This window comes from Enterococcus sp. DIV0756 (genome assembly GCF_051710745.1).
GTDB lineage: Bacteria > Bacillota > Bacilli > Lactobacillales > Enterococcaceae > Enterococcus_A.
The window spans coordinates 842,367-861,111 of sequence record NZ_JBIOLF010000002.1; the positions used below are offsets into that span (position 1 = coordinate 842,367).

The following is an 18,745-nucleotide window of genomic DNA, read 5'->3' on the forward strand; positions in this document are numbered from 1 at the left end:
GTTAGCTAATTGCATGAAATAGTAACGTTTGTTCAGCTGAAAGTGCTCCAGCTGATTTGCTGGTTCGAATAAGAAAGAGAGTCTGTATATGGCTGGAAGACTAGGAGTAGTTCGCATTCTTTATTCGTAATAGTTTCGTTATCGACATCTTTGAAAAGATAAGCAGTGACGGCATAGCGGCCATTTTTAAGTTCAATTTGAAATGGAGCGCAATCCTGATCAGGGATAGTTTCATCTGGGAATTGGGCGGCCATCGTTAGATTTGTGTAGTCGATTAAGTAAAGTGAGTGATTAGTAACCGTGATGTGATTCACGGTTTTCTTTATATACGTCTCGACTGAAACAGGCTCACAGGAAATAGTGATTTTCCAATCATCTTCGATCCCATCAGCAGTCATCTGATACATTAAAATAGTTCCTTTATGCTGTTGTTCGATAACATGCGGAAGCAAGTCGGCGAGGAGATCCCAGTCTTCATCGACAAAGCTTTCATAGGCCTGAGCATCGACTAAACTGATAAAATTCGTGTCCCCGATAGTAAAATCAAAATTTTGCATCTTTCAAACTCCTTTCAATGGAAGAAAAAATAGACAACGGATTTAGTTTCGCTTTTTCATTCCTTTATTTAACAAAATATAAAAGCTGATAAGACTGAGAACCATACAGAGTATCACGATAATTTTGCCAGTATTACTGGTTAAGAATGCTTGAGAAGCTGGAATTCTGTACAAGATACCGATCACAGCAGCAATAAGCAGAAGCGGAATAAACGGAATCCATTCCTTTCTAGCTGTTTGCCGGAAAAAGAATAGGCCACAAATCAGAATAATTCCTCCAATGATGATAATTCCTACTGAACCTGCTGTATTAAGGATCAAGCTCGTATCAATAAACACTGTCAAAACAATTCCAAGAATCGCTAAAAGTGCTGTTACGAAGATTGCTAGAGCCTTTTTGATCGGGGACTGTCTAGTCGCATAGGTATCATTACCAATCAACCGTACAATAATTACCGCAAGTGCCGTCCAGTAAAGACCGCCTATCAGTAAATTTCCTACATCAAGGAATGCATTGGGGGAGGCAAGGGTTGGGATTAAGGTAATCAGGATATAGACAAACAAAACGCTGCCTACTAATTTGGCGCTGTCCGCAATGCTGGTCGGAGTTTCTTTTAGCAACTCATCAGCGATTTCTTTTGGCTGTTTGCCGAAATAAGCTTCGGCTGTCTCACCATTTTCTTGAGCATCGAGGATGTCTTGAAGAATTTCTAAGAGTGCACCTTCTAATACGTTTTCGTCTTTGAGAAAAGACCTACTTCGCACATAAACTAATAGGTTTCCATAATACTCATCATTGATTGGATTCAAAAATTCCTGCAATTGTGCATTTTCTTTAATAAACGAGGACTTTTTCATTTTTATTTACTCTCCTTCAATAGTTTTTCAACATTACTTGACAAAAACACCCACTGTTTGATAAATGATTCTTTTTCCTTGAATCCGTCCTCTGTTAAATGATAATACTTCCGCTGAGGCCCCTCGTCGGAAGCGCGCATTTCTCCAACAATCAAGCCTTTTTTATCCATATTCATTAAAAGAGGGTAGATCGTTCCTTTAGGGATACTGTCAAAGCCGAAACGTTGCAGTTCTTCACTAATTTTGTATCCATAGAGTTCTTTTTTTGACAGGATAATTAAGATACAGCCCATTAAAATTCCTTTTAGCATTTGAGACGAAACTTGCTGATTCATGGTTGACCCTCTCTCTACTAGTTTGCTTAACAACATAGTAAAGCATTCCTTGCTATATTGCAATGCAAACTAGCGATAAAGATTGATTTAAGAGTTATTACCACCATTCAGGACGGAAAATTGATCGTTTAGGACAGTTTGATTCGGTTGGAAAAATTTTCCGTTATAGTGGTAGTTATAGAAATAGATACAATTTTGAAAGAAAGGAATGTATCTGAGATGGCACAGTCAGTCAAACAAAGATTGTGGAGTTTAAGGAATTTAACAAAGAGGCAGAAACGATTCGTTTTCTGTCTGTTGATTTTTTGTGTATTCTGCTTATTTGGCTTTCTCAATGCTTACGCTGTCAATAATCCGACTTGGCTAGAAGGAACCTGGTCGAATAAATCGGAGCAGTATTCAATTATGGCAAAGAATGACGATCACAAATACTGGAATATCAGACAAAATGGCTACATACTGATGAAAAATGCAAAAATTTCCGCCAGCTCTTCAAAGGATAATATCGTCCTGACGAGAGAGGATAGCCAGACAGAGTACCATATCAGTAAACTAGATAAAGAACAGTTAGAGATGCATATTTTCAATAATAAAAAGAAAATAAAAACGATGAAACTACAAAAAGTGGAATGATTTTTTGTACTATTAAATTTATGGGATAAAAATATTGCAATCTATCTTTTCTTTTTCAAGAATTTGATTACAATAGAGAAAGTGAGAATAAAAACTGCTTTTTTAACATCCAATTTCTCTTTCTAACGCAGGAGTTTTTATTTTTATAGGTAGCTTTTTAAGACACTTGGAGAGGCTAAGGCAATTTCGAGTAAAAGGACACCTTGCCCTACGAAGAGTAGTGAGGAGCTTTTGGCTTCACGCTACGAGGTCAATTGATTCGTCACTCTCTAGTAAGACAAAAGTAAAAGAATTAAAAATAGGTAGATAATAATACGTAATTTTCAAAAGCCTTTGACTTTCAGCTCTGTTGGTCAAAGGTTTTTACTATTTAATAAGTAAAATATGTCCGATAACTGAAGAAATAAAAAAAGCTGTTCGGACATATATAGCAATCTTTGATCGTTTCTGTTAATCTGTATACAACAATTAGTGGAAAGAAAGGGAACAAGATGAATCAATCAAAATATCAAATGATCGCTGATGAGTTAAAATCAAAAATTCTTTCAGGCGAATATCCAGAAAATACAACGATTCCGCCAGAACTGCAATTACAAAAAGACTATCAGGTCAGCCGCCACACGATTCGTCAGGCAATTGCGCTACTAGCCAATGAAGGTTTTCTTAGAAAAGAAAAGGGCTCAGGCACGTATGTTGATGCAAAATATAGGCGCACTGAAAACAATGGCACCGGAAATAAAACGATCGGAGTAGTAACGACCTATTTATCTGACTACATTTTTCCTTCGATTATTCGCGGGATTGAAAAAACGCTGCGGGAAAAAGGGTATTCCTTATTATTAGCCAGCACCAACAATGATTTTCAGCAGGAAAAGGAATGTATTGAAAAAATGATTACCCAAGGGGTGGAGGGCTTGATTGTTGAGCCAACAAAGAGTAATCAATACAATCCCAATTTGGCTCTATATGTTCGTTTGAAGGAGCAGGGCATTCCAATGGTGATGATCAACGCTGTGTATGAAGAAATCAGCGCCTCTTATATTTGTGTCGATGATGTTAAAAGCGGCTACTTGGCAACAGAATACTTAATTCGAAAAAACCATCAGAAGCTGCTGTTGATAACAAAAATTGATGACCTTCAAGGCAAGTACCGAATGAAAGGCTTTATCAAAGCCTGTGAAGAATTTGGTGTCCAATTTTCTCCGGAGGATATTATCACATATGAGACAGAAACGAGAAAAGCAATTGTCGATCAGGTGCTGAATCGGTTGAAAGCAGAACCGCTGATTACTGGGATCGTCTGTTACAATGATCAGATCGCTAGTGGATTGGTGGATAAGTTAACGGAAGCCGGATTTGAAATTCCTGATGAGTTATCGATTGTTGGAAATGACAATTCTGCATTAAGCAAGATCGGAAGTGTGAAGCTTACGACACTGAATCACCCGAAAGACCTACTGGGCCATGATGCGGCGAACTGGATCATTGAGGCGATCGAAGAAGGGCATGAACCTGATAATATTCTGTATGAACCAACATTAATTGAACGAGATTCTGTCAAACAATTATAGTCATTAGAAAAAAGCTCATTTCGATGGGCTTTTTTTGTGCCTTTTTTTCAATATTTGTACGAACAAAATATAATATTTTTATTGACATGTACGTACATAAATTGTATGATAACGGTAACAAAAGCGCGAAAAGGAGGAGATTCCTATCAAAACGAAGGAAATGATTGCAAAAACGAAGTTGGATATCATGGATGGCCGGACAGCTTTGGGGATTGAATTTGGTTCTACGCGAATCAAAGCAGTCTTGATCGGTTCTGATTTGGTTCCGATTGCTGCAGGGAGCTTTGAATGGGAAAACACGCTGGAAAACGGGATTTGGACGTACTCACTTGAGAATATTTGGAAGGGTTTACGAGTGAGTTATCGCAAAATGGCGACAGAGGTATTCGAGAAGTATGGGGAGAATTTGACGACGATCGGTTCAATCGGCTTCAGTGCGATGATGCATGGGTATATGGCTTTTGATGAGAATGATGAGTTGTTGGTACCGTTCAGAACGTGGCGCAACTCAATTACGGCGGAAGCGGAGAAGAAACTAACGGAAGTCTTTCAATACAACATCCCTCAACGCTGGAGCATCGCGCATTTGTATCAGGCGATTTTGAATCAAGAGGAGCATGTTAGTGACGTTCGATTTTTGACGACGCTAGCCGGCTATATTCATTGGCAGATGACCGGACAAAAAGTGTTAGGTGTAGGTGATGCGTCAGGAATGTTTCCGATCGATACAGCAGCGAAGAATTATGATCGAAGAATGCTGGACCTTTTCAGCGATTTGACGAAGGGAACGGCTTTTACACAAGAACTGAATCAAGTGCTACCGCAGGTCATTCTAGCAGGAGAATCAGCTGGAAGCTTGACGCAAGAAGGTGCTTATCTACTTGATCCGACAGGGACTTTGCAAGCGGGAATCCCGCTTTGCCCGCCAGAAGGTGATGCGGGAACTGGAATGGTGGCGACGAACAGTGTCCGCCAACGAACTGGAAATGTTTCGGCTGGAACCTCAGCTTTTGCCATGATCGTACTTGAAGAAAAACTAAAAAAGGTCCATCCGGAAATCGATTTAGTGACTACACCCGTGGGTGATTTAGTGGCGATGGTTCATACGAATAACTGTTCATCCGAAATCAATGCGTGGGTTAACCTGTTCAGGGAATTTTCTGAAGCGCTAGGCTTAGAAATCAGTGGAGATAAGCTATACACTACACTATTTGAAAAAGCCCTGGAGGGAACACCTGATTGTGGCGGGATGCTTTCTTATGGCTATTACTCTGGAGAGAATATTACTGGAATGAATGAAGGGCGTCCATTATTTGTCCGGACACCAGAAAGTAAATTTGATTTAGCTAATTTTATGCGTCTTCATTTGTCGAGTGCATTTGGCGCAATGCGCATCGGAATGGAAATTTTGAAAGAGGAAAATATTCAGATCGATAAGCTTGTTGGACACGGCGGAATCTTCAAGACCCCAGAAGTAGGGCAAAGAATTTTAGCTTCAGCGATGGAAGCCCCGGTAACAGTCATGGAGACAGCGGGTGAAGGCGGTGCTTGGGGGATTGCTTTACTGGCTGCTTATCAGTTGGAAGATACTGGACTTTCGTTAGCAGATTTCTTAGAGCAAAAGGTATTTGCATCGAGTGAGGGAGTGACCATCGAACCGATGGAAGAAGATTTGCAAGGCTATAGCGAATTTATTGACCGCTACGAAAAAGGGTTATCGATTGAGGCGGAAGCAATTACGGCGTTGAAATAAGGACTTGGGTTCCACCTTTTTGCCAGTTGTCTTATAAGTACGCTAAAAATACCCATGCAGCAGCAATCTGGAGGAATGAAATACGACAAGAGAATGAAGTATCTCTTTTTAATTAAAAGCAAATACCTTGAGACGAATATGGAGTGATAGTTATATGTTAGAGGAATTAAAAGCAGAAGTTTTTCAAGCGAATCTTGAACTGCCGAAGCAAGGATTGATCAAATACACTTGGGGAAATGTCAGTGCGTTTGATAAGGAGACGGGTTACTTTGTCATCAAGCCAAGCGGAGTAAGCTATGAAAAAATGCAGGCTTCCGATATGGTCGTAGTTGATTTGGATAACAACGTCATCGAAGGGGAAATGAACCCATCTTCGGATACACCAACTCATGCGGTTCTATACAAAGCCTTTCCGGAAATCGGCGGCATTTGTCACACCCATTCGACTTGGGCAACGATCTGGGCGCAGGCAGGAGTGGATTTGCCCGCGATGGGAACGACGCATGCGGACACTTTTTATGGGAAAGTTCCTTGTGCCAGATTTTTAACTCAAGAAGAAGTCGATGAGGGCTATGAACATGAAACTGGAAATGTCATCATTGAGACTTTTAAAGAACGCGAGATTGATGTGATGGAAGTTCCAGGCGTATTATTGCACGGACACGGGCCATTCACTTGGGGGAAAGATGCGGATAGCGCCGTGATGAACGCAGTTGTTTTAGATGAGGTTGCCAAAATGAATCTCTTTGCACGTCAATTGAACAGCTTTGCTGAAGAACTACCACAGCGCATATTAGATAAACACTATTTAAGAAAACATGGAAAAAATGCCTATTACGGGCAAGGAAAATAGAAAAAAGGAGCGAACAGCATGTTAGAAATTAGTAAAAAAGAATTTTGGTTTGTCGTAGGCTCGCAGCATTTATACGGAGAAGAAGCATTAAAAAGTGTGAAGGCGGATGCGGAAGCAATCGTCAAAGGGTTGAATGACAGCGGGAAATTGAACTACCCAATTGTTTTGAAAGAATTAGCGGTAACTTCTGATACGATTACTAAAATTATGAAAGAAGTTAATTATCGTGATGAAGTAGCTGGCGTGATTACCTGGATGCACACTTTCTCACCAGCAAAAATGTGGATTCGCGGTACAAAACTATTACAGAAACCATTACTGCATTTAGCAACGCAATTCAACGAAAGCATTCCATGGGAAACGATCGACATGGACTTCATGAACTTGAATCAATCGGCTCACGGAGATCGTGAGTATGGCTTCATTAATGCCCGCTTGAAAAAGCAAAATCAAATCGTGGTTGGCTATTGGCAAACAGAAAGCGTTCAAAAACAGATTGCTGACTGGATGGATGTTGCGGTAGCCTTCAATGAAAGCTTTAACATCAAAGTAGCTCGTTTTGGCGATAATATGCGGAATGTTGCCGTAACTGAAGGCGATAAAGTCGAAGCGCAGATTCAATTCGGCTGGGTCGTGGATTACTTTGGCATCGGTGATTTAGTGCAATATGTCGATGCGGTCAAGGATGAAGAAGTCGATGCCCTGTTTGCGAAATACAAAGAGCTTTATGATTTTGACTACGGGGATTATGATCATGCAACTTGGGATGCCCATGTCAAGGTGCAGGCCAAACAAGAAATTGGGATTCGTCGTTTCCTAGAGGATGGCAATTACAATGCCTTCACTTCGAACTTTGAAGATTTGTATGGCATGCAGCAGCTACCAGGCTTAGCGGTCCAACGCTTGATGGCAGAAGGCTACGGCTTTGCTGGTGAAGGGGACTGGAAAACAGCAGCCTTGGATCGCTTGATGAAGGTGATGGCCCACAATCAAAATACAGGTTTCATGGAGGATTACACCTATGAATTAGCGGCTGGAAAAGAAGCAATTCTGCAATCTCACATGATGGAAGTAGATCCAACTCTAGCTGTAAACAAACCCAAAATCGTTGTTTCCCCATTATCAATGGGTGACCGCGAAGATCCCGCTCGATTGGTTTTTGATGGCAAAGCCGGTGATGGGGTAGTTGTCTCTATGGCAGATTTTGGCACGCACTACAAATTATTGATTAATGAAGTGGAAGCTTTTGAGCCAACGGAGAAAGCACCAAAATTACCAGTAGCGCGTGTTCTTTGGAAAGTGAAACCAAACTTTCATGAAGGAGTCGGCAAATGGATTGAAACAGGCGGTGGACATCATACAGTTGTCTCTTTGAATCTTACGACTGAACAAATTATTACATGGGCAAAACTGGTCGATTTAGAGTACGTAACGATTAAATAAAGGATGAAATATTGGTTTGGGACAACCAGACCAATATTTTCATCGGTTAATTAAAGTAAAAAATACTGATATTTTAAGTTAAAAGGGTTTACTTTTGGATTAATTAAAGGTATATTGTACTAAAATAATAAAAGTAAAAAAAACTATAAAGGAGTTTTTATTTATGGAAAGCAAGTTCGACTCAAAAGAGTATTTAGAAAAGGTTGACGCATGGTGGCGTGCAGCGAATTATATCTCGGTTGCACAAATGTATTTGAAAGATAACCCATTGTTAAGAAAACCTTTGGAAAAAGAAGATGTCAAAACGCATCCAATCGGTCACTGGGGAACTATCGCTGGTCAGAACTTCTTGTATGCTCATTTAAATCGTGCAATCAATAAATATGACTTGAACATGTTCTACATTGAAGGCCCCGGTCATGGTGGTCAAGTAATGGTGTCAAATTCTTACATCGATGGCAGCTACAGTGAAATTTATCCAGAAGTCACTGAAGATGAAGCTGGATTGAAAAAATTATTCAAGATGTTCTCATTCCCAGGCGGAATTGCCTCACATGCGGCACCAGAAACACCCGGCTCTATCCACGAAGGCGGAGAGCTTGGCTACTCACTCTCGCATGCGACAGGTGCAATCTTAGATAATCCAGATGTGATCGCTGCGACTGTTGTGGGGGATGGAGAAGCGGAAACCGGTCCATTAGCTGGCGGTTGGTTCTCAAATGTATTTATTAATCCAGTGAATGATGGTGCGGTATTGCCAATTGTTTATTTGAACGGCGGAAAAATTTCGAACCCGACGATTCTCTCTCGTAAAAGTGATGAAGATTTGAAAAAATATTTTGAAGGATTAGGCTGGAAACCTTACTTTGTTGAAGGAACAGACCCTGAAAAAGTTCACCCAATTATGGCTGAAACGCTAGATAAAGTAATCACTGAAATCAAAGATATCCAAGCAGAAGCTCGCAAAGGAAAAGCGGAAGATGCTGTAATGCCAAAATGGCCTGTGATCTTATTCCGCACACCAAAAGGCTGGACAGGTCCGCAAACATGGGACGGCGAACAACTAGAAGGAACATTCCGTGCGCACCAAGTGCCAATTCCAGTAAGTTCAGAAGACATGGAGCATGCCGATAAATTAGTGGATTGGTTAAACTCTTACCGTCCGGAAGAATTGTTTGACGAAAATGGAAAAATCGTCGACGAATTAAAAGAAATTTCTCCAAAAGGCGATCGTCGGATGTCAACCAACCCAATTACTAACGGCGGAATTGATCCAAAACCAATGAAGATGCCAAATTGGAAAGAGTATGCGATTGATACAACCACACCAGGTGCGGTGATGGCACAAGACATGATCGTCTTTGGTCAACAAGCTCGTGATATGATCACTGAAAATCCAACCAATTTCCGCATCTTTGGACCAGATGAAACGAAATCCAACCGTTTGAACAAAGTGTTTGATGTGACGAATCGTCAATGGATGGAACCAAAAAACAGTACCGACGAATGGCAATCATCTGTCGGACGTGTCATCGACGGTCAATTATCTGAACACCAAGCGGAAGGTTTCTTGGAAGGTTATGTATTAACGGGTCGTCATGGTTTCTTCGCCAGCTATGAATCTTTCTTGCGGGTAGTTGACTCAATGTTGACACAACATTTCAAATGGATGCGCAAAGCAAGTGCTCACGCATGGCGTAAAGAATATCCAGCGTTGAACCTGATTGCGACATCAACCGTATTCCAACAAGACCATAATGGTTATACTCACCAAGATCCAGGTGTGTTGACTCATTTGGCTGAGAAAAAACCAGAATTCATTCGTGAATATTTACCAGCGGATGCTAACAGCTTAATGGCCGTCATGGATAAAGCGATGCAAGACAAACAAATGATTAACTTGATTGTTTCAAGTAAGCATCCTCGTCCACAATTCTACTCCGCGGATGAAGCAGAAGAATTGGTCGAAAAGGGCTTGAAAGTCATCGATTGGGCAAGTACAGACAATGGAGAAGAACCCGATGTTGTGATTGCAGCAGCCGGCACAGAACCAAACTTAGAAGCTTTAGCCGCTGTATCGATCTTAAACAAGCAATTCCCTGATTTGAAGATCCGCTTTGTCAATGTTGTGGACATCTTGAAATTACGTCATCCGAAGATTGATCCTCGTGGATTAACCGATGAAGAATTCGATGCGATCTTCACAGCAGACAAGCCAATCGTCTTTGCTTTCCATGGCTATGAAGGCATGGTTCGCGATATCTTTTTTGATCGCCACAACCACAATTTGCACATTCACGGCTACCGTGAAAATGGGGATATCACTACACCATTCGACATGCGTGTCTTCAGTGAGATGGACCGTTTCCACTTAGCACAAGATGCTGCGAACGCAGTACTTGCGGATGATGCGAAAGAATTCTCTGCTCAAATGGATCAAACGTTGGCGAAACACCATGACTTTATTCGGACAGAAGGAAAAGACATTCCAGAAGTTGAGGATTGGAAATGGGAAGCGTTAAATCGTAAAGAATATCATTTTAGCTAAAAACAAAAAAAGGCTGCAAACATCACCATTTCAGGTGTGTTTGTAGCCTTTTCTTTTATCGTTGCTGCTTCCGATAATCCTTTGGTGAGAGGCCTTCTTTTCGTTTAAAAATGTAACTAAAGTAGTTGGGATCATTGTAGCCAATTTCAGAGGCAATCATAGATAATTTCCAGTCAGTTGTTGTTAGCAGACGTTTTGCTTCCTTCAAACGCTGTTCAGTTAGATACTCAACAAAGGTTTTTCCAAGTGCCTGAGAGAAGACCGTACTAAAGTGAGAACTGCTTAAATTGATATGAGCAGCGACACTGCCTAAGGAGAGTTCGGTATCAGCGAAATTTTGCTTAATATATAGAATTGCTTGTTCGATCAGCTCACGGTATTGTCCCATGCGTGCATCAATAACGGTATGCTTTATAAATCGTAGAATTTGTTCCAGATAATTTCGAAATAGGAGAGAATCCGATAAAATTGTTGAGATTTTGGTGGGCGAAGGGATTAAAAATTTTTCCTTACTTTGGGTATTCTTTTTTTCAGCTAGTTGGTTTAATTCATTGACCAGAATCAAACGAAAAAGTAGGGGATTTTCACAATTATCTGTTTCTTCAATAAACTCATCCGCCAACAATCGTAGAGATTGGTTCGTAGATTGATCGATTCGTTCCTTTAAGTGAAGCGTCTTCTGATAGTGAGTCAATTGTTGATCAAAGTCTTGATAGTGAAGAATCGGTTGTTTGGTCTGAACTAAGGAATAGTCTAAAAGGCTTTTCGCTGTTTCATAGCTTTTCTGGATCTCGCTAATTCGTTCCACTGGATTGCCTACTGCAACCACTAGATTTGAGTCGTCTTCGTTAAGTTCAGTATAAAGAGTAAACGCCACTTGATCTGCTTGTAGGAGCAGGTCTTCTTCTTTTGTTTGAAAGAGCAGCAGTTTGATAAAACGAGAAGATAGACAAGAAAATACGACGTTTTTATCCTCGGAAAATAAACCAGCCATCTTTCCTCTAAATCGTTCATAGTCAGCAAAGTTCTTGTTGATATGATTGGCGATTAAAAGTACGATAAATTTCTTTCCAGCGATTTGCCGGTCAAGTTGACGCGCTTCTTCCAATGCTTCTGACAAGGTCGATTGATTACCAAAGACGGCATTCAAAAATAGGTTTTTCTTAACATCGAAGGAGTAAGAAGTATCAATCATAGGCTGTGGCTGCTGTTCGAGGCGAGTAACGACTTTTTCAAGGCTTTCACGCAATTCATCAGATTTGATCGGCTTCAATAAGTATTCGGCTACTTGTAAATGGATTGCCGCCTTAGCGTAAGTAAATTCATCAAAACCACTAATAAAAATGATCTGAATATCAGGAAGACTTTGTCGGACTTCTTGCGAGAGTTCAATGCCATCCATGAATGGCATGCGGATATCTGTCAACAAGATGTCTGGTTGCCTTTCTAAAATCATTGTTAAAGCAACTTCACCGTCACTAGCTTCGCCAACGATTCCGATTGGCAATGTTTCGGATAACTGTTGGATCGTTCGTTTTAAAGATTCACGAATTAAGTGTTCATCTTCGGCAATAAAGACTTTATACATGTTTTGCGGCTCCTTTTTTCATCGTTGGAATAATCACGTGGACGGTTGTTCCAGTGTCTACAATACTCGTGATCTGGATTTTTGCTTCTTTTCCATAGTAGAGTAACAAGCGTTTGTTTACATTAAACAAACCGTAGCCCTCTTTAAAATCAGTATCTAATCCATTCGAAAGCTCCTGATTAATTTCCTTCAGTTTTTTATCCGGAATTCCTTTCCCATTATCAATAATATAAAAATGGATATAGTCATGCTCATCTAAAAAGGCTTGAACGATGATCTTTCCTGTTCGCCGCACAAGTTTTGTTCCATGATAGACGGCATTTTCGATCAGGGGCTGCAGGATCATCTTCAGCATCGAATAGTTAGTGATCGTTTCCTCGATTTCAATCGAATAAGTCAAAGCGTCTCCATAACGAATCTGCAAAATAATCAAATAGTCGCGAATATGCTTGATTTCCTTTTCGACAGGAATCCAATCTTGGCCTTGGTTCAAGGAGATTCGGAAGAAATCAGAGAGTGCATACGTCATTTCTTTGACCTTTTCGCTTTCGCCCATTTCTTCTAACACGAGAATGGCATCTAAACTGTTATAGATAAAATGCGGAGTGATCTGTGCTTGGAGCACGCGGACTTCACTTTGGGCAAGATTGTATTGCTTCAGAGCATTTTCTTCTAGGAGTACCACTAGATTATCTGCCATTTCATTCATGCTGGTACTCAATTTTTGCAGCTCATTTCCCGGAAGTGTCTTGATTCGATAATTGAGTTTACCTTCTGATAAGGCATCCGCCATATGAATCATTTCTTCCATGGGTTGTTGAATCTGTTTCATCAAGCGGTTGTTGGTTGTTCGAGAGAATAGGATGATGATAGCGATAATAAAAGCTTCAATGACTGACAAGATGATGATTGATTGTCGAACTTGCTGACTTTGATTAGCTGCTGACTTGATTTCAACATTCACAAAATCTTGCAAGATATCATGTACCAAGTTGGTGGCTGATTCCACATGGACCATTAATTCTTGATTCTCCTGAAAGGGTGTGTTTGCTTCAATATTGGTTATGATCTTTTCCAAGTAATTGTTTACGTTATCTAACGAGCGATTGACGATATTTAATGTGGCACGCTCTTGAGAACTTTTGGTATTCTTCTTAACTTGGCTGATCTCCTTTTTGATGCGATAGACACTATTGTTTTTGGTAAATTCAGCGGGCGTCATCTGACCATAAGTAAGACTCCAGGCTTCCTCCATAATCTTTTCTTCGACATCGTTGGCAATTCGATTGGCTTCTGAAATATTTGCCACGCTGCGTTCATAAGCAAAGATGTAGCGAGTGTATATCAAGACACTGATAATCAACGGCACGATGGACAGAACGAGCATAAGCCAGCTAATGCGTTGTAAAAGGGATTTAATAGATACCTGTCTTTTCATCAGCGAGCCTCCTAATAGTTTCTCGGCGGGATGGTGGAAAGTGAATTTTGATCAGAAAAAACGGTATCAGAAACATAAATGTCTTCGGAGATCGTTTTATTGTCGAAATAACGTTTGACAGTATTGGCGACGAGTTCTCCCATGAAGGGGTTGCATTCCACCACACAATTCACTTTTCCTTGTTTCAGTAGATCAATCATTTCTTTTTGCGCATCAATTGATACGATCACAAAGTTATTTTCAATTTGATGTTCTTTGAGAGCGTCGAGTGCGCCTAAAGTCATTTCATCATTATGGGAGTAAATGACATCAATCCCTTCAAGTTTTCCAGCCTCAATCGCTTTGGAAAACGTTTCTTTTGCCTTTAAGCGAATAAAGTCGCCTGTAATTGTCTGAGTAATCTGTATCCTTGGATCACGTCCAATCGTCTCAGAAAAGCCATCATGACGCAATCTTGTAGGAGACGAATTTTCAATGCCCTTTATCTCCAAGACATTGATCGCTTCTTTATTACTTTTTTGATAATGATTCGTTACATACAGACCAGCTCGTCCGCCTTGGGCTTTAAAACTGGAGCCAATGTGTGTCAAAAAAAGATCCGAGCGATTTGTCGCAATGTTACGATCCACGATAATCACCGGGATCTTGGCTTTTTTTGCCTCTTCTAAGACAGGTTCCCAACCGATCTCCTGAATCGGGGAGAGAACAATCAAATCCACTTGATAGGCGATAAAGGTCATTACGTCTTGGTATTGCTGTTTTGGATCAGAAAAACTATTGCGAGACATGACTTGATAATTTTGTTTTTCAAGCGCCTCTCTGATTGATTTACTTTGCGTTTTGCGCCAGTTACTTTCGGTTCCGGCTTGAGCAAATCCAATCGTGATTTCTCGATGATTTTCTTTTGGTGCTTCTTTTTGACAGCCTGCTAATAAAAGGCACAAGCCAATCAGCAGGAGTAGATTGATTTTTTTCATTTAGTTACACCTCGTGATAAAGGATTTTTTAAGTAGCTCGGATAATAATTTTTGGAACTTAATTTGAAATAGGAAATCTTTCTTCTATTATATAGCGCTCTCATTCTTAATACTAACATGCTGAGGGATTCCGAATAAATGTCAAGAATCGGCAAAAGAAATCCAAGAAATTCTTTCGGTAGGAAAAAAGTCCCGTGTTTTTCTAAGAAAATAAATAAGAATCTCAATGAAAGCGTTTGCTAGAAAACGTACACTTAACCTATCAAATATGTTATGGAGGGAAAGACATGAAACGAGGGTTCAAAAAAATGTTAGTGGCGACTGTTTCACTGATTGCGCTAACCGCATTAACTGCTTGTGGAAAAGGAAATGCATCAGGGGAAGAAAAGGGCTATGTTGGTGTATCTATGCCTACAAAGTCAGCGGAACGCTGGATCGCTGATGGCGACAACATCGTGAAGCAATTAAAAAAGAAAGGCTATAAAACGGATTTGCAATACGGCGAGGATAAAGTCGAAAATCAAGTCGCGCAAATTGAAAATATGATTACTAAAGGGGTCGATACATTAGTGATCGCCTCGATTGATGGCTCCGCACTTACTGATGTATTGGAAAAAGCGCATCAGGCAGATATTAAAGTGATTGCTTATGACCGTTTGTTAATGAATTCCAAATATGTCGATTATTACGCGACCTTTGATAATTTTGGCGTGGGAGTTTTACAGGCCTCTTATATTGAAGATCAATTAGGTTTAAAAGATGGCAAAGGACCTTACAACATTGAATTGTTCGGTGGTTCACCAGACGATAACAATGCACTCATCAATTATAACGGCGTGATGTCCGTCTTTAAACCATATTTCGACAGCAAGCAACTGATCGTTCCTTCAGGTCAAACGAAATTCAACCAAATTGCAACCTTGCGTTGGGACGGCTCGACTGCCCAGTCTCGAATGGATAACCTTTTAAGTGCCAATTATACAGACAAGAAATTAGATGCGGTGTTATCACCTTATGATCCAATCAGTTTAGGAATTATTTCATCATTAAAAGGCGTTGGTTATGGATCAGGTGATAAGCCACTGCCAGTTATTACAGGGCAAGATGCGACAATTGCCGGAGTAAAATCAATCATTGCCGGAGAGCAAACAGAGACGATCTTTAAAGATACCCGGATTCTAGCAGATAATACCGTTGAAATGATTGAAGCGATCCATGACGACAAAAAAGTACCAGTGAATGATAAGGAAACCTATGACAACGGTGAAAAAGTTGTTCCGACTTATTTAGCAAAACCTGTTTCCGTAGACAAAGAAAACTACAAGCAAGAGCTGATTGATACAAAATATTATACCGAAAAAGACTTAAGCGAATAAATAGGGATGAGAAAAGTACAAGATCACGCGTACTTTTCTCGATCCTCTTGATAAGGAAGTGGAAAAATGGCCGATTACATTTTGGAAATGAAAAACATCGTTAAAGAATTCTCCGGTGTACGCGCCCTGGATGACGTGAATCTAAGTATCAAGCGGGGAGAGATCCATGCCCTTTGCGGAGAAAACGGTGCAGGCAAATCAACGTTAATGAATGTTCTTAGTGGACTCTTTTCTTATGGCAATTATTCAGGCGATATTATTTACGACGGTGAGACCTGTCAGTTCAAAGGGCTGCGAGATAGTGAGGAAAAGGGTATCGTAATCATCCATCAAGAGTTAGCCTTGAGTCCTTATCTATCAATCAAAGAAAATATTTTTTTAGGCAATGAGCAAACCAACCATGGGATCATTGATTGGAACCTAACAGAACGAAAAACCGAAAACCTGTTAAAAACAGTGGGATTAAAAATCAACCCGAATACGTTGGTTTCGCAAATTGGTGTAGGTCACCAACAGCTGGTCGAGATCGCCAAAGCCTTCTCCAAAAATGTTCGATTGCTTATCTTGGACGAACCAACAGCCGCCTTGAATGAAGAAGAAAGTGCGAATCTGCTGGAATTGATCAAAGAGTTCCGAACCCAAGGCATCACCTCGATCATCATTTCTCATAAATTAAATGAGATCGTGGATGTAGCGGATCGCATCACCATTTTACGAGATGGCCAAACGATTGAGACCCTAGAGAATGAGGACATCAATGAAGAACGAATCATCAAAGGCATGGTTGGCCGAGACTTGACCAATCGCTACCCCGACCGTCATCCGAATATCGGCGACGTTTTCTTCGAAGTCAAAGATTGGACGGTGCATCACCCAATAGATACCACTCGGGTAATGAACAATCATATCAATTTCAACATTCGTAAGGGTGAAATTGTCGGAATCGCTGGCTTGATGGGTGCTGGTCGCACAGAGTTTGCCATGAGCATCTTCGGAAAATCCTACGGCAGCAATATCAGTGGCAAAATCTATAAAGATGGCAAGGAAATAAAAATCAACGATGTATCACAGGCAATTGAAAACGGCTTAGCCTATGTGTCAGAAGACCGAAAAGCGGTGGGATTGAATCTACTGATGGATATTCGAGAGAATACCACGATCGCCAGCCTAGGAAAGATCAGTAAAAATGGCATTTTAGATAAGGAAAAAGAAGTCACGGAATCTGAAAATTACCGCAAGAAAATGCGTACTAAAGCCAACAATGTGTTCCAAAATGTGGGCAGCTTGAGTGGTGGAAACCAGCAAAAGGTTGTTTTAGCAAAATGGCTGATGACCGAACCAGATGTTCTTTTCTTGGACGAGCCTACACGCGGGATCGATGTCGGAGCGAAGTATGAGATCTATACGATTATTGAAGAAATGGCCGCACAAGGAAAATGTGTCTGTATCATTTCATCAGAATTACCAGAGATCATCGGAATGTGTGACCGCATCTATACGATGAATGAAGGAACCATGACTGGTGAAGTCATGCGCGCAGACGCCAACCAAGAAACGCTGATGAACTTGATGACGATGGAAGAGGAGGCAGTATCCTAATGGAGAACGCAACGAAAGAAAGTAAAGAAAAAAGTACGATTAATATAAAAGAAAAAGTTTTAGATATTTTTAGCAAATATAGTATGGTTATTATTTTGATCGCCTTATTGATCGCTTTTCAAATGATGACAGGAGGAATTTTCCTTCGACCACTAAATATTACGAACATTGTCCTGCAAAACAGTCATATTCTAGTTTTAGCCGCGGGCATGCTACTGGTTGTATTATTGGGATTTGTTGATTTATCTGTCGGTTCAGTCATGGCCTTTGTTGGAGCAATTGCCGGAATGATGATGGTGAACAATCATATGAGTCCCTGGCTCGCAGTGCCCATTTGCTTGGCAATCGGAGCTCTTATCGGAGCATGGCAAGGGTTTTGGGTCGCCTATGTCGGCATTCCCGCCTTTATTGTAACCCTCGCTGGATTACTAATGTTCCGTGGCTTGACGCAAGTCGTACTTGGCGGACAATCACTCGCACCGTTTCCGAGAGCCTTCCAAAAAATCTCGACGGGGTATCTGCCAGAAATCATGGTTTCCTCTTCAGGTATGCACTTTTTGACACTTGTTTTAGGCTTAATATTAGCCGCAGGTTTGGTTTTTTTCCAGTGGAAAGCCCGTGAAAAACGTAAAAAGAATTTGTTCGAAGTTCCTTCAATGAATGCGTTTATTCTGAAATCTATTTTGACTGTGGGAATCGTTTTAGGAATGAGTTACATTTTTGCCTCGTATCAAGGATTTCCGATTATCCTAATTATCCTAGGAGTCATCGTTGGTGTATATGGTTTCTTAACCAACAGCACAGTCGCAGGTCGTCAGATTTACGCAACAGGTGGCAATCTGAAAGCCGCACAGCTTTCCGGGATCAAAACCAAGAAGATCACCTTCTGGGTCTTCGTCAATATGGGCATGATGGCGGCGTTAGCGGGCTTGATCCTAGCTGCTCGTCTGAATGCGGCAACTCCTCAAGCCGGAACCTCATTAGAATTAGATGCGATGGCCTCTGTTTATTTCGGTGGCGCGTCGACTTCAGGTGGGATTGGAACAATTACTGGTGCAATCGTCGGTGGTTTGGTTATGGGGGTTCTGAACAATGGGATGTCGATCCTTGGTGTCGGTGTCGACTGGCAGCAGGCGATCAAAGGCTTGATCTTACTATTAGCAGTCGTATTAGATATCTATAATAAGAAACGAAAAATCTCATAAGGCGGTAGACA

General features: G+C 40.8%; 15 protein-coding genes. 9 read left to right on the plus strand and 6 right to left on the minus strand.

Annotation, left to right across the window (positions count from 1 at the left end; genetic code table 11):
• Positions 1 to 32 precede the first annotated feature (32 nt).
• The 3 genes from IGI44_RS20500 to IGI44_RS20510 are packed head-to-tail and all read right to left on the minus strand — an operon-like array spanning position 33 to position 1,750.
• Entirely contained in the window at positions 33 to 557 is a 525-nt protein-coding gene (locus tag IGI44_RS20500; RefSeq protein WP_438789768.1) for a hypothetical protein, read from the minus strand.
• Positions 558 to 599: 42 nt separating this feature from the next.
• A complete protein-coding gene (locus tag IGI44_RS20505) occupies positions 600 to 1,415 on the minus strand; it encodes a hypothetical protein (RefSeq protein ID WP_438789769.1) in 816 nt (271 codons plus the stop codon).
• Between the two features lie 2 nt (positions 1,416 to 1,417).
• On the minus strand, positions 1,418 to 1,750 hold the full coding sequence (locus tag IGI44_RS20510; RefSeq protein ID WP_438789770.1) for a PadR family transcriptional regulator: 333 nt from the start codon (positions 1,748 to 1,750) through the stop codon (positions 1,418 to 1,420).
• A gap of 405 nt (positions 1,751 to 2,155) precedes the next feature.
• Between IGI44_RS20510 and IGI44_RS20515 the strand changes: the two genes are divergently transcribed.
• The 6 genes from IGI44_RS20515 (at position 2,156) to IGI44_RS20540 (ending at position 10,551) form a co-directional block, all read left to right on the plus strand.
• Complete coding sequence (locus IGI44_RS20515; protein WP_438789771.1) at positions 2,156 to 2,383, plus strand: hypothetical protein; 228 nt, start codon at positions 2,156 to 2,158, stop codon at positions 2,381 to 2,383.
• 491 nt (positions 2,384 to 2,874) lie between these two features.
• A complete protein-coding gene (locus IGI44_RS20520) occupies positions 2,875 to 3,954 on the plus strand; it encodes a GntR family transcriptional regulator (RefSeq protein WP_311871519.1) in 1,080 nt (359 codons plus the stop codon).
• A gap of 160 nt (positions 3,955 to 4,114) precedes the next feature.
• A complete protein-coding gene (locus IGI44_RS20525) occupies positions 4,115 to 5,707 on the plus strand; it encodes a xylulokinase (protein ID WP_438789772.1) in 1,593 nt (530 codons plus the stop codon).
• A 154-nt stretch (positions 5,708 to 5,861) separates the two neighbouring features.
• On the plus strand, positions 5,862 to 6,560 hold the full coding sequence (locus IGI44_RS20530) for an L-ribulose-5-phosphate 4-epimerase (protein WP_311871517.1): 699 nt from the start codon (positions 5,862 to 5,864) through the stop codon (positions 6,558 to 6,560).
• 18 nt (positions 6,561 to 6,578) lie between these two features.
• Positions 6,579 to 8,003 carry an L-arabinose isomerase gene (araA, locus tag IGI44_RS20535; protein WP_438789773.1) on the plus strand — a complete coding sequence of 475 codons (1,425 nt, stop codon included), beginning with the start codon at positions 6,579 to 6,581 and terminating at the stop codon, positions 8,001 to 8,003.
• A 163-nt stretch (positions 8,004 to 8,166) separates the two neighbouring features.
• Positions 8,167 to 10,551, plus strand: a complete 2,385-nt coding sequence (locus IGI44_RS20540; RefSeq protein WP_438789774.1) for a phosphoketolase family protein — start codon at positions 8,167 to 8,169, stop codon at positions 10,549 to 10,551.
• A gap of 55 nt (positions 10,552 to 10,606) precedes the next feature.
• On the opposite strand, the gene IGI44_RS20545 is transcribed toward IGI44_RS20540, so the two are convergent.
• Genes IGI44_RS20545 through IGI44_RS20555 form a run of 3 tightly spaced genes read right to left on the minus strand, consistent with a single transcriptional unit; the run spans position 10,607 to position 14,554 of the window.
• Entirely contained in the window at positions 10,607 to 12,139 is a 1,533-nt protein-coding gene (locus tag IGI44_RS20545; protein ID WP_438789775.1) for a response regulator, read from the minus strand.
• On the minus strand, positions 12,132 to 13,577 hold the full coding sequence (locus IGI44_RS20550; RefSeq protein WP_438789776.1) for a sensor histidine kinase: 1,446 nt from the start codon (positions 13,575 to 13,577) through the stop codon (positions 12,132 to 12,134). Before IGI44_RS20550 ends, IGI44_RS20545 begins: the two co-directional genes overlap by 8 nt.
• 11 nt (positions 13,578 to 13,588) lie before the next feature.
• A complete protein-coding gene (locus tag IGI44_RS20555; protein WP_438789777.1) occupies positions 13,589 to 14,554 on the minus strand; it encodes an ABC transporter substrate-binding protein in 966 nt (321 codons plus the stop codon).
• A gap of 287 nt (positions 14,555 to 14,841) precedes the next feature.
• On the opposite strand from IGI44_RS20555, the gene chvE reads away from it, so the two are divergent.
• The 3 genes from chvE (at position 14,842) to mmsB (ending at position 18,734) form a co-directional block, all read left to right on the plus strand.
• On the plus strand, positions 14,842 to 15,930 hold the full coding sequence (gene chvE / locus IGI44_RS20560) for a multiple monosaccharide ABC transporter substrate-binding protein (protein WP_311871511.1): 1,089 nt from the start codon (positions 14,842 to 14,844) through the stop codon (positions 15,928 to 15,930).
• 66 nt (positions 15,931 to 15,996) lie between these two features.
• Entirely contained in the window at positions 15,997 to 17,529 is a 1,533-nt protein-coding gene (mmsA, locus tag IGI44_RS20565) for a multiple monosaccharide ABC transporter ATP-binding protein (RefSeq protein WP_438789778.1), read from the plus strand.
• Positions 17,529 to 18,734, plus strand: a complete 1,206-nt coding sequence (mmsB, locus tag IGI44_RS20570) for a multiple monosaccharide ABC transporter permease (protein ID WP_438789779.1) — start codon at positions 17,529 to 17,531, stop codon at positions 18,732 to 18,734. Before mmsA ends, mmsB begins: the two co-directional genes overlap by 1 nt.
• Positions 18,735 to 18,745: the final 11 nt, after the last annotated feature.